Source organism: Algoriphagus pacificus (assembly GCF_017254845.1).
GTDB classification, from domain to species: Bacteria; Bacteroidota; Bacteroidia; order Cytophagales; family Cyclobacteriaceae; genus Algoriphagus; species Algoriphagus pacificus.
This window is the reverse complement of the sequence record NZ_JAFKCU010000008.1, coordinates 108,776-124,689: the sequence shown is the minus strand read 5'-3', so window position 1 is coordinate 124,689 and position 15,914 is coordinate 108,776. Positions and strand designations below refer to the sequence as shown.

The 15,914-nt window shown below is 40.3% G+C and carries 8 protein-coding genes; 6 read left to right on the top strand and 2 right to left on the bottom strand.

What is annotated here, in order from left to right:
• Positions 1-13 precede the first annotated feature (13 nt).
• From J0A69_RS21410 to gloA2, 6 genes are all read left to right on the top strand, one after another.
• Positions 14-2,221 (top strand): sodium-translocating pyrophosphatase, encoded by a 2,208-nt coding sequence (locus J0A69_RS21410; protein WP_206588676.1) that lies wholly within the window; start codon positions 14-16, stop codon positions 2,219-2,221.
• Positions 2,222-2,675: 454 nt separating this feature from the next.
• A complete protein-coding gene (locus J0A69_RS21405) occupies positions 2,676-5,762 on the top strand; it encodes a SusC/RagA family TonB-linked outer membrane protein (protein ID WP_206588675.1) in 3,087 nt (1,028 codons plus the stop codon).
• Positions 5,763-5,781: 19 nt separating this feature from the next.
• On the top strand, positions 5,782-7,194 hold the full coding sequence (locus J0A69_RS21400; protein ID WP_206588674.1) for a SusD/RagB family nutrient-binding outer membrane lipoprotein: 1,413 nt from the start codon (positions 5,782-5,784) through the stop codon (positions 7,192-7,194).
• Positions 7,195-7,274: 80 nt separating this feature from the next.
• Complete coding sequence (locus tag J0A69_RS21395) at positions 7,275-8,582, top strand: D-alanyl-D-alanine carboxypeptidase (protein WP_206588673.1); 1,308 nt, start codon at positions 7,275-7,277, stop codon at positions 8,580-8,582.
• A 40-nt stretch (positions 8,583-8,622) separates the two neighbouring features.
• On the top strand, positions 8,623-10,695 hold the full coding sequence (locus tag J0A69_RS21390; RefSeq protein ID WP_206588672.1) for a S9 family peptidase: 2,073 nt from the start codon (positions 8,623-8,625) through the stop codon (positions 10,693-10,695).
• Positions 10,692-11,078 (top strand): SMU1112c/YaeR family gloxylase I-like metalloprotein, encoded by a 387-nt coding sequence (gloA2, locus tag J0A69_RS21385; RefSeq protein WP_206588671.1) that lies wholly within the window; start codon positions 10,692-10,694, stop codon positions 11,076-11,078. The genes J0A69_RS21390 and gloA2 overlap by 4 nt, the downstream gene beginning before the upstream one ends.
• A 66-nt stretch (positions 11,079-11,144) precedes the next feature.
• Here the strand turns inward: gloA2 and J0A69_RS21380 are convergent, their stop codons facing one another.
• Both J0A69_RS21380 and J0A69_RS21375 read right to left on the bottom strand, forming a co-directional pair.
• Entirely contained in the window at positions 11,145-12,638 is a 1,494-nt protein-coding gene (locus J0A69_RS21380; protein WP_206588670.1) for a RagB/SusD family nutrient uptake outer membrane protein, read from the bottom strand.
• A gap of 12 nt (positions 12,639-12,650) precedes the next feature.
• Positions 12,651-15,788: a SusC/RagA family TonB-linked outer membrane protein gene (locus tag J0A69_RS21375; RefSeq protein ID WP_206588669.1), complete on the bottom strand. Its 3,138-nt coding sequence runs from the start codon at positions 15,786-15,788 to the stop codon at positions 12,651-12,653.
• Between the last annotated feature and the right edge of the window lie 126 nt (positions 15,789-15,914).

Genomic DNA, 15,914 nt, shown 5'->3' with positions numbered 1-15,914 from the left:
GCAATAAATTTATATGGAACAAGCGCTTATTTACATGGTCCCGGCTTTGGGAGTTTTAGGCCTCATCGTGATGGCTATAAAATCTTCCTGGGTAACAAAACAAGAATCAGGAGATAAAACCATGGTGGAACTCGCCGGCTACATAGCCGATGGTGCCATGGCATTTTTGAGAGCAGAATGGAAAGTACTTGGATACTTTGCTGTGATTGCCATGATCCTCTTAGGATGGTCAGGAATGATGGTAGAAACGTCCAGCCCTGTCATTGCTGTCTCCTTTTTAATCGGAGCATTTTTCTCCGCATTTGCAGGCTACATAGGCATGCGAATCGCAACAAAAGCGAATGTTCGAACAACCCAAGCTGCAAGAACCAGCTTGAAGCAAGCACTTAAGGTTTCTTTCACCGGAGGTTCCGTTATGGGATTAGGTGTGGCAGGCCTTGCTGTATTAGGCTTAGGCTCCCTATTTATCCTATTCTATCACCTGTATGTACAAAGCGTGGGTGCAGGAGTGAATGGAGTGGAAATGGAAAAAGCACTGGAAGTTTTGGCTGGCTTTTCATTAGGTGCTGAATCAATCGCATTATTTGCCAGAGTTGGCGGTGGTATTTATACCAAAGCAGCAGATGTTGGAGCTGACTTGGTAGGTAAAGTGGAAGCTGGTATTCCAGAAGATGATGTGAGAAACCCTGCAACAATTGCCGACAACGTAGGTGACAACGTAGGTGATGTAGCCGGTATGGGAGCCGATTTATTTGGTTCTTATGTAGCAACCATTTTGGCAACCATGGTTTTGGGTAGAGAAATCGTTTCTGAAGATGCCTTTGGCGGAATCGCTCCAATTCTTCTTCCGATGATCCTTGCAGGTTTAGGCATAGTTTTCTCAATTCTCGGAATGGCTTTCGTTACGATTAAAGATGAAAAAGGAGACGTACAGAAAGCCTTAAACATGGGCAACTGGTCCTCTATTATTTTCACTGGAATCGCATCTTTCTTTATTGTGCAGTACATGCTTCCTGAGACATTATCCATCAGAGGATATGCTTTTTCAAACATGGACGTGTTCTACGCTATCATTTTAGGATTAATTGTGGGTACTCTTATGAGTATCATTACAGAGTATTATACAGCCATGGGCAAGAGACCTGTGATGTCTATCATCAAGCAATCTGCTACAGGACATGCAACCAATATCATTGGTGGTCTTTCCGTGGGTATGGAATCTACCGTGCTCCCAATTTTGGTTTTAGCAGGTGGTATTTATGGAGCATATGAATTTGCAGGTTTGTATGGTGTGGCTATCGCAGCAGCAGGTATGATGGCAACTACAGCGATGCAGTTGGCTATTGATGCTTTCGGACCAATTGCTGATAATGCTGGCGGTATTGCTGAGATGAGCCAGCTACCTGAGGAAGTTCGGGGAAGAACCGATATTCTAGATGCTGTGGGTAACACCACTGCTGCAACAGGTAAAGGATTTGCTATTGCTTCTGCAGCTTTGACATCTTTGGCATTGTTTGCTGCATTTGTAGGAATTGCTGGTATTGACGCAATTGACATTTATAAAGCCGATGTTTTGGCTGGTTTATTTGTGGGAGGTATGATTCCATTTATTTTCTCCTCACTTGCTATTGCTGCGGTAGGTAGAGCTGCGATGGATATGGTAAATGAGGTAAGAAGACAATTCCGTGAAATCCCAGGGATCATGGAATACAAGGCAAAGCCTGAATATGATAAATGCGTGGAAATCTCCACCAAAGCTTCTATCCGAGAAATGATCGCTCCAGGAGCTATTGCATTGATCACTCCTATTATTGTTGGATTTATTTTCGGTCCAGAAGTTTTAGGAGGAGTCTTAGCGGGAGTTACAGTTTCCGGTGTACTGATGGGAATGTTTCAATCAAATGCAGGTGGCGCATGGGATAATGCCAAGAAGTCTTTCGAAAAAGGTGTAGAGATCAATGGAGAGATGTATTACAAAAAATCTGAGCCTCACAAGGCATCAGTAACAGGAGATACAGTGGGTGATCCATTCAAAGACACTTCAGGTCCTTCTATGAACATTCTGATCAAATTGATGTCAATCGTAGCACTTGTTATTGCGCCACACATTAGCGAAGGAAACCATGGCGAAACCATGGCAGAAAAAGTAGAGGTCAAAAAAGAAATCAAATATGAAAACGGTAAGAAAGTAGTTACCGAAATCAAAAAAGTAATCAAATAAAAACTACCAACCACTCATGGAAAAGCCGCTTCAATCGAAGCGGCTTTTTTATTTGCTAAAAATCAAATGATACTCGTGATAATGCTTTAATTCAAAATTAAATACTGCATAAACATGCAAAAGGAAATATTATTTGAAAATTGATTTTTTGTTAAATTTCTCGTAAAAAAGACAGGTATTTTTTTGATAAATGATTGCATTAATCATTAATTTAAAGAATTATCAAATACGAACGATCCAATTATGTTCGTTTTTTGGACAAAAGCTGCAATTGCTTAAATCCATGAAAATCATTTGATACTGTATCAAATAACTTGATTTTCAGTATATTATAAAAATAACCTTTTAATCTGCCAAAATTGGCTTTTTGCAAGCTTTATAAAAACAGTAAAAAACAGCAAATCTTTTAAATAAATAGTACCTAATCCAATTCAATAATCTAAACCAAAAAACAATGAAGAAAAGCTACTCTTTAACATTGCTTTTCGTATTTGGCTTTTTGCTCAGCATACCCACGTATGCCCAACAAACTGTCAGAGGAAAAGTCGTCGCCCAAGAAGATGGACAAGCGCTACCCGGAGTGAGCGTAGTCATCCAGGGAACAAACAACGGTACCGTCACAAACATTGACGGGGAATATTCTATCTCAGTACCAAGCAGCGAATCTGTACTGACTTTCTCTTTTATCGGATTTGAATCGCAAAGTCTAACAGTAGGAAGTGCTACTGAATTAAATGTAACCCTAGCTCTATCTACTTCTGAGCTAGATGAATTTATTGTTACTGCATTTGGTATTTCGCAAGAGAAAAAATCCTTGGGTTATGCAGCACAAAGCATCGATTCTGAAGCGATTACTACATCCAGACAACCAAACGTAGTCAATGCATTGCAAGGGCAGGTTGCCGGTGTGCAAGTAACCAACTCAGGTGGTGCCCCAGGTCAATCAGCTAGAATCATTATCAGAGGTATCAACTCTCTAGATCCTAGTGCTGACAACCAACCACTTTTCGTTGTAGATGGTGTGCCAGTGGATAACTCTACTGTTGAATCTACAGGAACTCCTCGTGGTATGACTAATAGGATTGCAGATATCAATCCAAATGATATTGAGACCATGTCTGTACTGAAAGGTGCAGCTGCTACGGCTCTTTACGGTGTTCGTGCAGCGAATGGCGCAGTAATTATCACTACTAAAAAAGGAAAAGCAGGGCAGGTTCAGGTAAATGTGTCCAGCTCATTCGGTATTGATGAATTAGTGAAAAAACCAGCATTGCAAGATCAATACGGTCAAGGTTTTAGCGGCGTTAGAGACGACTCTAGCTTCTGGCCATCTTGGGGTGCCAATATCGCTGAAGAGAACGATCCTACTTATGTGTATCAGGATAACTGGACCAATGCTTTCAATACTGGAAAAACAATCGACAACAGTGTCAGCATCTCTGGTGGTAATGAAAAAGCAACATTCTATGGCTCTTTCGGCCGATTGGATCAAGAAGGCATCATTCCTTTCTCGACTTGGGCCAGGACTACAGCAAAGCTTTCCGGTACAGTAAAAGCCAGTGAAAAATTCAATTTTTCAGGTTCTGTGAATTATTCAAACTCTGGTGGTAACAGAGTTCCTCATGACAGATTCTTGGAAAGAATGATGTATTGGTCAGAAACGACTGATGTAACTGACTACATCAACGAAGATGGAACCATGAAAACTTATGGAAACACCAACCCTATTTATGATGCAAGATTTGCTACTTACGAAGACAATGTAAACAGAGTCATCGGTAACATTAATTTGAATTATAGTCCAACCGACTGGTTGATGTTCTCATACAGAGTTGGAACAGATTTTTACAGCGATAGCAGAACAGAAATCACTCCTGGTCCAATGGGAATTGATGGAGAACTTCCATTGAGTTCAACTGGATTTATTGAGGAAACCAGAATCAATAGCCGGGATTTAAACTCAAACTTCTACATCACTTTGAAGAAGCAGTGGAATTCCGATTGGAATACGCAATTGAGAGTTGGTAATGATGTGTTCGAAAGAAAATACGATCGTATTTCCCTTTCCGGAAGCAACTTCGTGATTCCAGGATTCTACAACGTAAGTAACACTACTCAGGTATTTGGTGGTCAAGGAAAGAGCATTAGAAGACTGGTAGGTTTCTATGGAGATTTGATGGTGGATTATAAAAACTTCCTGTTCTTGAACATTACTGGAAGAAATGATATCTCCTCTACCCTTCCAAAAGACAACAATTCTTTCTTCTATCCATCTGTGAATTTGGGATATGTGTTCAGTGAGAATTTTGACCTTCCATCTTGGGTTACTTTCGGTAAGCTGAGAGGATCTTGGGCTCAGGTAGGTAAGGATACCAACCCACATATTTTAGGAGCAACTTTCGTATCTCCATCTGTTTTCCCATTGAATGGACAAGTTGGTTTCTCTAAAAACTCAACTTTTGGTGATCCGAATCTTAAACCAGAACAAACCACTTCTGTTGAATTTGGAACGCAGTTAGCCTTCTTCAATAACAGATTAAACTTGGACGTAACTTATTACAAGTCCAATGCCGCTGATCAGATTATTCCAGTGCCAATTTCTGATGCTACAGGATTCTCTTCTTACATCACCAATGCGGGTGAAATCGAAAACAGAGGGTTTGAGATTGTAGTAGGAGGATCTCCAATCGAAAGAGGAGATTTCAGATGGGACGTAACTGCCAACCTTACAACCAACAAAAATGAGGTGAAGGCTATCCGAGAAGGAATCGATCAAATCGTAGTAGGTTCTCAGTTTGGATATGCAGGTTCAACTGTAACCATGATTTTGAGAGAAGGAGAAGCTTATGGTAATATTTCAGGAAGCTACTATGTAAGACCTGATATGCCAGAAGGAGCAACAGAATTAGACAGAAGTTTAACGCAAAGAATTGGTTCAAATGGCTTCCCAGTTAGAACAGGAAACCAGATAATTCTTGGAAATGCAGTTCCAAAATTCTTTGGTGGCTTGAGAAATCAGTTTACTTACAAAGGACTTGAACTTTCATTCTTGGTTGATTTCAGAGCAGGTTTACAGCAATATGATCAGTTTGGAAACTTCCTTTCTGCTTTTGGAAAGCAAGAAGATTCTAACAGAAGAAATGATACAGTGGTATTTCCTGGTGTCCTAGCGGATGGCTCACAAAACACCAAAGAGGTTTGGTTAGGCCAAGGAGTTGGACCTGACGGAGTTGATTACGGTGCAGGATACTGGAGAAATTATTACAGAGGTGTTTCTGAAAACTTTGTGAAAGACGCAAGCTTCATCAAGTTGAGAAACATCACTTTGGCGTACAGCTTACAGCCTCAGGTTTTGGAGAAAACTCCTTTCCGTTCAGCTAGACTTTCTTTGGCAGCCAATAACATCATCCTTTCAACACCTTGGGATGGATTTGATCCAGAGTCATTCTCATCTGGTGCAGGAGGAAACGCAATCGGCTTCACTGGGCTAGGTTTCCCAGGTGTACAGAGCTATTACTTCACTTTGAACTTAGGTCTCTAACCACTAAACCAACAGAAAGATGAAATTTAAAAATAAAATAAAAGCAGTATTGGGAGCATCGCTGATACTTACAGCTTCGGCTTGTGAGTCTTATTTGGATGTGAATGAAAACCCAAACAATCCGCAGGACGCTCCTATTTCAGGTCTGATGACAAATATCACCTATGAAACAAGCTTAAACGTTTATAGGGAAGGCAGCGCTGTTAGCAATTATGTGCAATACTTGGCGTCTCCAAACCCAAGTAGTGGTTCGGATACAATGGAGCCATTAAACTTCAGCAGTATGTGGTTCAGTCTTTACAATGTGATGACGGATCTCTATACCATGAATGAAAAAGCTGAAGCAGAAGGCGCATTGCAGTATTTAGGAGCTGGTCAGGTTTTGATGGCTTTGAATCTTGGAATGACAGTTGATCTTTTTGGAGATGTTCCATTCTCAGAAAGCTTTAACTTCTCTACTGTAACTCCAGCTTATGATGATGATCAGGCTCTTTATGGCAATGTGATGAGTCTATTGGATCAAGGAATTGCTAACCTTCAGCAAGAGTCTTCTATTTCTATCGGAAATGATGACTTTATCTACGGTGGCGATATTGATTCTTGGTTGAAATTCGCTTACACGCTGAAGGCTCGCTACATGATTCACATGAAAGGAGCTTCAGGGTACAGCGCTTCTGAAGTTTTGGCTGCTGCATCTCAAGGATTCACTTCCAATGACGACAACGCATCTGTGACTTTCTTCGAGCAAAGATTCAATCCTTGGGCTCAGGATGCCATTAATAATGCAAACCTTTTGTTGACTGGATGGATTTCAGAGCAGTTTATCCAAGCTTTGGATGGAACTTCTTATCCTACTGTTGATCCGAGATTGAAACTGATGGTTGGAACAACTGATGATGGTGAATTTATTGGAACTGTCAATGGAGCTGGACGTGGAAATGCTCCTGAACAAGGCGCAAGATCTACTTTGGTGGAAGGCCAATATTACACTTCCAGACAAAGTCCATTATTGATAGCTACTTATTCCGAATTGAAATTTATTGAAGCAGAAGCTGCATTCGAAACGGATAAAGCAGCGGCTTATGCTGCTTACCTGGAAGGAATCAATGCGCATATGGATATGCTCAGCGTACCTGAGGATGAAAAAGATGCTTACTTGGCTGAACCAAGCGTCAGCATGGGAGCTGATGCATTGACTTTGGCAGATATTTTCAAAGAGAAATATGTAGCACTTTTCTTACATCCAGAAACTTTTAACGATGCCAGAAGATTTGATTTTTCTTACAAAGACATGAATCTTCCTGCCAACGTTAATCCAGATCTAAACGGTGAATTTATCCGAAGATTGGCTTATCCTGATAGCGAAATCAGTAGAAACGGTGACAATGTTCCATCTGTAACTTTACTTGACAGAATCTGGTGGGATCAATAATCCCCCAAACCAATACCAAGTCTCCTACTTTACGGTAGGAGACTTTTTTTATTTATCTTTTGTGAAGAAATACCCCGACCATGAAAAAACTACTCTTTGGCTTACTGATCTTGATCAGTTCATGCACTGTCCAAAAAATCAATAAATCACTTACAAAATCAGATATCCTCCGACAGGGGCATATGGGTTTTATGCTTTTGGACCCTGAAAGCGAAAAAGTTTTGGTGGACATCAATTCGGATAAATATTTCATTCCAGCCTCAAACACGAAGCTTTTTACATTTTATACTGCATACTCGATCTTGGGAGACAGTTTAGTCAATGGATTGAACTACTTGGAAAAAGGCGATTCGCTTATTTTTTGGGGAACAGGAGATCCTGGGCTTTTACACCCAGATTTAAAGAATGAAGTGGCCCTCAACTTTTTAAAGAACTCCAACAAAGACTTATACCTATTGAATAATTTTGATCAACTGGATGCTTTTGGACCTGGCTGGTCTTGGGACTGGTATAATTACTATTACTCTACGGAGCGCTCTGCATTACCTATTTATGGGAATATCGTACGATTCCAACTTGATGAGGGACAAAATAGATTTTCGATCAATCCTAAAAGATTCACTCCCTTCTTAGAAGCTAAAAAAACAGAAAACTGGAATGGCTATCGATTCAGAAGAGATCGCTACGAAAACCTATTTAGCTACCAGCTAGATGATGAAACGCATTCTGATCCATTTGAAACAGACATTCCTTTCGTAACATCTGTAGACTTCACTGCACAGCTTTTAAATGAGGAACTTGGAAAAAAGGTCACTGTCATCAAAAACGCTAATTATTTCAACGAAGACCCTAAAAAGCTTTTGACCACTCCTGCTGATAGCATTTATGCCCAAATGATGAAAATCAGTGATAATTTCTTAGCGGAACAATTAATGGCTTTGGTTTCAGATCAATTGAGCAATACCGTAAACATCCCTGATGCGATTGCCTATTCAAAGGAAAATCTTTTAGCAGATTTACCAGATGAACCATTATGGGTCGATGGCTCGGGTCTTTCTTCGAAGAATATGTTCACCCCAAGGTCTATAATTGCTTTGCTAGGAAAAATCAGAGCGGAAGTTCCCCTTGATAAAATCAAAGCATATTTTCCAGCAGGAGGTGAATCCGGAACGATCCGAAACTGGTACAAAGCTGACCCAGGGCAGGAACCATACATCTATGCAAAAACCGGAACACTCAGCATGTCAAATGCCTTAAGTGGCTATTTGCTGACAAAAAGCGGGAAAATCCTTCACTTCTCCTGCATCTTGAACAATTATGCATTGCCATCCTCAGATCTTAAAAAAGAACTTGAGAAAACTCTCTACCTGATCCATGACCGCTATTGAGTCAGACCTCCAATTCAACCCCAACAAAAGCCATCAAGCCATGAAAATCAGAATAGTTTACACTTTCCTTTTGCTACTATTTTCTCCACTTCTATTTGCTCAAACTTTTACGATGGAGCAAGTAGGAAAATTCTCTTTTCCATTGGAATTGACGAGTTCTCCAACAGGGGAAAAGATCGCCTGGGCAATGAATGAACAGGGAAAACGGAATGTATATACTGCGGAGTTACCCGACTTTACACCGAAAAAATTAACTTCTTTCAATGAAGATGATGGCCAGGAAATTTCAAGTCTACAGTTTTCGCCAGATGGAAATTGGCTCGTATTTGTCCGAGGAGGAGATCACGGAGGAGGAAATGCTTCCTCCACAGTCAATGCCCAAAATCTCCCAATCCTCCCCAAAGTCGAAATCTGGAAAATAAATTTAGAAACAAGTGAGGTTACAACAGTTGTTGAGGCTGATAACCCTTCAATCTCTCCAGACAATTCTCTTCTTTATCTGAAAGGTGGACAGGTATGGAGTACTCCCCTATCTGAAAGCGAAAAACCAACTCAACTTTTTGAAATCAAGGGTTCAGTGAATGAAATCAACTATTCTCCCGATGGAAAAAAGCTTGCATTCGTAGTGAATAGAGGCACTCATAGTATGGTTGGGATTTACTTGGATTCCAAGACTCCAATTCAGTGGATCTCTCCTTCCTTCCACAGGGATTCAAATATCCAATGGTCTCCAGATGGTAAAAAAATAGCGTTTATCAGAAGACCTGGAGGAAGCGGAGCCGCTTTTCCTGTATTGGAACCAAGACATAGTGCTTGGGAAATCTGGGTTGCAGATGCTGAAAAAGGAAATGCTGAAAAACTCTGGAAAGCTCCAGAAACGCTCGCCGCTTCTTATGTGTATCCATTTTTTGCTTTCTCAGGCAACAATGACCTGGTTTACCTTTCTTACGAAGATGGCTGGCAGCACCTCTATGCTCTGAATATCCCAAGTAAAAAAACAAAGCTTTTGACACCGGGAAATTACATGGTGGAACAAATCAAACAGAGCCCCGACGGAATGAAATTGGCATTTTCAGCCAATACAGGTTCAGAACCGGAAGATCTGGACAGAAGACATATTGGAACAGTAGATATCCAAGGTGGGAAACTTACATGGGAAACTGCTGGCTCGGGAATTGAAGCCTACCCGGTTTGGATTGGTAATGAAACGCTAGCTTATTTTAGTGCTACTGCTCAGCGCTCTCATCTTGTCGCTGTGAAAAAAGGAAGAAATACCCAACTTTTGGGTGAGAATTTGATTCCTTCTGATTTCCCTCAAAATCAATTGGTGATTCCAAAGCAGGTCAAATTCACCGCTCCAGATGGAACCACAGTTTATGGGCAACTTTTTGAAAAAGAAGGTGGAGCTGCAAAAAAGCCAGGAGTAGTTTTTGTTCATGGAGGTCCGCAAAGACAAATGCTTCTTGGCTGGAGCTACATGGATTATTACTCCAATACTTATTCGATCAACCAATATTTGGCAAACTTAGGTTTCGTGGTTCTTTCTGTGAATTATAGATTAGGAATTGGCTATGGTTATGAATTCCACAAACCAGCAGGGGCCTATTACCAAGGAGCTGTTGAATACCAAGATGTGAAAGCTGGAGGAGAATTTTTAGCATCCTTGCCACAGGTGAATGGAGAAAAAATTGGAATCTATGGGGGATCTTATGGAGGTTATTTAACTGCTTTGGCACTAGCCAGAGATTCTGGATTATTTAAAGTTGGAGTGGATATTCATGGGGTACATGATCTGGACGGTCGCTATGATTTATCTCCCGATTATGAGCAGGCTCCTGATTTAGATTTGGCAAGAAAAACCGCTTGGGAATCCTCTCCTATTGCAGATTTATCCACTTGGACATCACCAGTATTATTTATTCATGCGGATGATGATAGAAATGTTGCGGTATCCCAAACGGTAGACCTGATCCGCAGATTTGAAGAAATGAATAAACCCTATGAGTCGATTTTAATCCCTGGAGATACGCACCATTGGATGAAATGGTCAAACATGATCAAAGTGGATCAGGCTACAGCTGATTTCCTCAAAAAGCATTTGATGGATAAATGAAACTAGCAGGAGTTCACCATATTGCGATCATTTGCTCGGATTATGAGCAATCCAAAAAATTTTATCTAGAGGTAATAGGTTTGGAAGTGATCCGTGAAGTTTACCGTGAGGAAAGAGATTCTTATAAATTGGATCTAGCGCTCAATGGTAACTACATCATCGAATTATTTTCGTTTCCCAATTCTCCCAAAAGACCCTCTAGACCAGAGGCAGTTGGATTGAGACATTTGGCTTTTGCCACAGCAGATTTAGAAGCCTGTGTCGAGGATTTAACATCCAAAGGGGTCAAAGCCGAACCCATTCGAGTGGATGAATTTACAGGAAAGAAATTCACATTTATTGCTGATCCAGATGGGCTTCCATTAGAATTTTACGAAGCCTGAGATGACAAAATGAACAAAAAAAAGCCCGAGGAAAAATCCTCGGGCTTTCGTTTTATTGATAAATCCTTAAGATGGATTCTGCTCCATATTTGGGTTAGCATTCAACTCATCTCTTGGGATTTGCCACTGCCAAGCATTTGAACCTGCAGGCTCTGTAAACTTAGAATTGATTACAGATTCTACGTGGTTAGCACCAGTTCTGTCCAATGGAAGATTCAAACGCTTCAAATCATACCATCTGAAACCTTCACCCCAAAGTTCAATTCTTCTCTGAATCATGATCTCATCAAACAAAGCATCTCCAGTATTAGAAGAAAGTGTATAACCTGAATCTCTCGTAGAAACCAAGTCAAAAAGAACCTGAGCTGCCTGAGCATCATTTCCAGATCTAACCAAAGCTTCAGCCTCTAGCAAGTACATTTCCGCAGCTCTCATGTAAGGAACATCACCTACAGAAGATGCATTTCCTTGCGCAATAAACTTACGGTTCATGTAATCCCTTTTACTGAAACTTGTCAAAGTCATTTCGTCAATGTATGGATCTCTCAAAGCTGGATCAGATGCATTTGGATCCCAAAGGCCTTTTCTTGCATCTGTATCAGGGATCATATCATAAAGCGCACTGTTGATTGCTTTTGGATTAGATCTGATGTTTGTAGAAGAGAAATTCAAAGACATGTAAGCAAAGAAGGAAGCAAAGAATGTCTGCTGATCATCTACTTGCTTACTACCCCAAATCCACTCTGGATTCTCCACGTTGTTGAAACCTTCATACAATTGATCAGTACTCATCAAAGAGAATCCTTCTCTTGCCTCTCTAGCCATTTGTGCAGCTACTGAGAAATTTTCCTGAACCAAGGCAACTCTTGCTTTAATACCTTTAGCTACATTAATGTTCAAGTGAGACTTTGCATTTCTTGAAGTAGTCAATAACCCGATTGCTGCATCGATGTCTGTGTTGATCTGAGCATAAACTTCAGCTACAGAATTTCTTGGACCACCTTCAGTGATTGGCTCCAATACGATTGGAACACCAGGTCCTGAGTTGTCTCCACCTGCATCATATCTTTTTGCAAACATCTGAACTAAGTTGAAATGAGCCCAAGCTCTGTAAGCTAAAGCCTGACCTTTGATTTCATCCTTTTCAGCCTGAGGTCCATCTGCATTGTCGATATTAGCAATAATCATATTTGCATTACCGATCACTTTGTAATAGAATCTCCAAACGAATCTCACGTCACCGCTTGATTCATTGACATGGTTCAACCATCTGGAGATTGAAACGAACCAGCCGTTACCAGTAGTAGTCATGACCACATCTTCTCCCATTACTTCACGCATGATCATCACGCCACCCTCAGCTGGTTGGCCTTGGCTATCAAAACGGATAAACATCATTCTATGAATACCATTCAAGGCAGTCATAGCATTTTGAGTGGTTGTAAAAACCGCCTCTTCTGATACAGCGTCTGTAGGAAGCGTATCCAAATAATCATCAGCACAACTAGTTGTGATTAATAGTGCGCCTGCGATAAATAGTTTACTTAATATATTTTTCATCGTCATTTTCAATTACAGGTTCACATTAACACCCAGCGTAAATGTTCTTGCTGGAGTAAAGGTATTGGAAGTAGTACCACTGAATGTTCCGGATACATACATACCACTTCTAGAAGACAACCAGCCAAGGTTTTCACCAGCTAGGTATACAGTAGCAGCCTTAACTTTGATTCTTTCCAAGAATGCTCTTGGAAGTGTATAAGAAAGGTTCACTGATCTCAAGTTGAGGTAAGAAGAAGATGTCAACCATCTGTCTGAAGCAACATTGGTGTCTGCAGCACCTGAAACGTCCATTTTAGGAACGTCAGTGATATCACCTGGCTGTTGCCATCTATTCAAAATATCTCTATGCAATGCACCACCTTCAGTACCAGAATCCATCAATCCACCGTAGATTCCATCATAGATATCTCCACCTACTGCGAAACTCATCAAGACATTCAAAGAGAACCCTTTGTATGTGAAGGTATTAGTGATACCACCAAAGAAATCAGGAATTGCATTACCTGCGAAATGATATCTTGCATTGTTAGCATCTACTGTCAAAGTATCTGCCCCAACGATTCTGATATCTTCATCAGCAGCATCATACTCATCTGCTCTGAATAGACCATCACCAGTTTCTGGGTCAACACCATACCAGTCTCTCAACCAGAAATCATAGATTGATCTACCAACTACATACTTTTTGGTTCCAACAACTTGCTCATCAAATGGAAGTTTCTTGAACTCATTTTTGAAAGTAGAAACGTTTAATCCCAAGTTCCACTTGAAATCACCAGTTCTCACGATGTCACCTGCGATATTGAATTCAATACCAGTGTTAGCCATAGTACCGATGTTCTGGAACTTAGAAGAAAGACCAGTAGTCAAAGACAATGGTACTTCAAACAATAGGTTTTCAGAACTTCTGTTGAAATATTCAATAGTACCTGAGAATCTGTTCAAAAAAGCGAAGTCAACACCTATGTCAAAAGTATTGTTAGACTCCCACTGTAGATCTCTAGCTGCCAAAGAAGCCTGAAGAATACCTGGCTCAGATGCATTGTTAAAGCCTAAGTCATAAAGTGCTTGCCAAGGATAGAATCCACTTACGTTGTTGTTACCAACTTCACCATAAGAAACTCTAAGCTTCAATAATTGGAAGAATGCTGAATTGAAGAAATTCTCTCTGTCAATTGTCCAAGCCGCACCTACAGAATAGAAAGTACCCCATCTAACATCTTCGAAGAATCTAGAAGACCCATCTGTTCTCCAAGAAGCAGAGAAAGAATACTTGTCATCATATACATAGTTCAGTCTAGAGAAATAAGATTCGATTCTATCTCTATCCAATCTACCTGTTGCTGAGTTAGTTGTTACAAAGTTGTCAGGCTCGATGTTTCCTGCAAGAATCTGATCTTGCTTAGAGATATTCTGACGGTTGATTTGCAAATCATAATTTTCGTGACCAAATAATGCCTCTACAAAGTGCTTCTCTCTGAAAGTATTAGAGTAAGAAAGCAATTGGTTAAAGGTCAAAGAATTAGTTCTGATATTGCCTCTTCTTGTTCTACCAGCGGGAGCTCCATCACCTACGATTTGGTTATCATATCCGATATCCAAAAGAGAAGTCATATCAGTAGAGATATTTGTTCTGAAGTTGAAGTTCTTCAAGAAAGTAGCCTCTACATAAGCTCTAGAAGAAATCACATCTCTGTCAAATCTATCGATATTCAAAAGTGTCTCTTGAACCACATGTCTACCTGCTGAACCATCAGCACCTCTACTTGGAAGGCCTAATTCAGAAAGGTTACCTGTATCGAAGATTTTATCTCCAAATTCATCCAAGATGTATCCACCAGTCATCATGTTTTGTGCATAGACAGGATAGATTGGACCAATATTTCTTGCAAAGAAGAATGGGTTTACATAACTGGAGCTACCGCCATCTCTTGCATTATTTCCTTCACTCATAGTAGCAGAAAGGTTGATACCTGTCTTCAACCACTTGGTTGCTTGAGTATTCACGTTCAAACGTCCAGTGAATCTTTCAATGTCAGACTTGATTACGAAACCTTTTTCATTCAAATAGTTGAAAGAGGTATAAAAGTCTGTTCTATCTGATCCACCAGAATAAGTGATGTTGTATTCTTTTCTATCACCCATTCTTTCCAATTCGTCAAACCAATCCAAACCTTGGAAATTGTTGACAGCGTTTGGATTCAATAATCCATTAGTACCTACGATTTGATCATCTGGCACATTGTAGATATTGTATCTCAAAACATTGATCAAGTTATCAGACGCGTATTGTGCTGCGTCAGTAGCAGATTCGCCATTTCCGATTCGGCTGTTTTTCAATGATTCCCAAACCAATGGATAATACTCATCAGCATTTACACGGTCATATTCTGGAAGCGCTCTTCCAGAAACACCTTGCTGTACTCTCAAGTTGAAAGTTGGCTGATTTTTCTTACCAGTTTTGGTGGTGATCATGATCACACCGTTTGCAGCTCTAGAACCATAAAGAGCAGATGAAGAAGCATCTTTCAAAATGGTCATGTCAGCAATATCCTCTGGGTTCAAGTTGGAAAGGTCTCCATCATAAGGAACACCATCCACCACATAAAGAGGAGACGAAGATGAGTTAACAGAACCTACACCTCTGATTCTAACAGCTGGAGTAGAACCCGGCTGACCAGAAGCTGAAGTAGTAATAACACCTGGAGCTTGTCCTTCAATGGCATTTACTACGTTGTTGATAGGTCTGTTAGCGATTTTATCAGCTTTCAAAGCAATAGCAGAACCGGTAAAGTTTCCTTTGTCCACTGTTCCACCATAAGCAGTGATCACTACTTCTTCCAGATTTTGAGCATCTGGATTTAACGTTACATCAATTGTAGATCGGTTTCCGATAACCTCTTCTTTGGTTAGGTATCCGATATAACTGAAGACCAAAGTTGTGGCCCCGTCTGGAACTTGCAAAATATAGTTCCCATCTAGATCAGTTACCACCCCAACAGTGGTTCCTTTCACCAGTACATTGACTCCAATGAGTCCCTCTGGTTCTTCGGTAGAAACTACCCTTCCTTGCACTGTGCGACTCTGCGCAAATGCGGAAGCAGTAATAACCAATCCGAAGAATAAGCTCAGTAATGCTTTTCTCATAAATTTTGTTGGTTAGTTAAGAAATAATTTGAATTTAGCTACAATGGGTTCAAGGTGTTAAAATTAATTAAACAAGAACAAACTGAAATATAACTTAACCAAATTTTAATCCTAGTTATATTAAAA

Coding starts and splice junctions, on each gene's coding strand:
- J0A69_RS21380 (WP_206588670.1), bottom strand. CDS start 12,638: ATGAAAAATATATTAAGTAAACTATTTATCGCAGGCGCACTATTAATC.
- J0A69_RS21395 (WP_206588673.1), top strand. CDS start 7,275: ATGAAAAAACTACTCTTTGGCTTACTGATCTTGATCAGTTCATGCACT.
- gloA2 (WP_206588671.1), top strand. CDS start 10,692: ATGAAACTAGCAGGAGTTCACCATATTGCGATCATTTGCTCGGATTAT.
- J0A69_RS21405 (WP_206588675.1), top strand. CDS start 2,676: ATGAAGAAAAGCTACTCTTTAACATTGCTTTTCGTATTTGGCTTTTTG.
- J0A69_RS21400 (WP_206588674.1), top strand. CDS start 5,782: ATGAAATTTAAAAATAAAATAAAAGCAGTATTGGGAGCATCGCTGATA.
- J0A69_RS21375 (WP_206588669.1), bottom strand. CDS start 15,788: ATGAGAAAAGCATTACTGAGCTTATTCTTCGGATTGGTTATTACTGCT.
- J0A69_RS21390 (WP_206588672.1), top strand. CDS start 8,623: ATGAAAATCAGAATAGTTTACACTTTCCTTTTGCTACTATTTTCTCCA.
- J0A69_RS21410 (WP_206588676.1), top strand. CDS start 14: ATGGAACAAGCGCTTATTTACATGGTCCCGGCTTTGGGAGTTTTAGGC.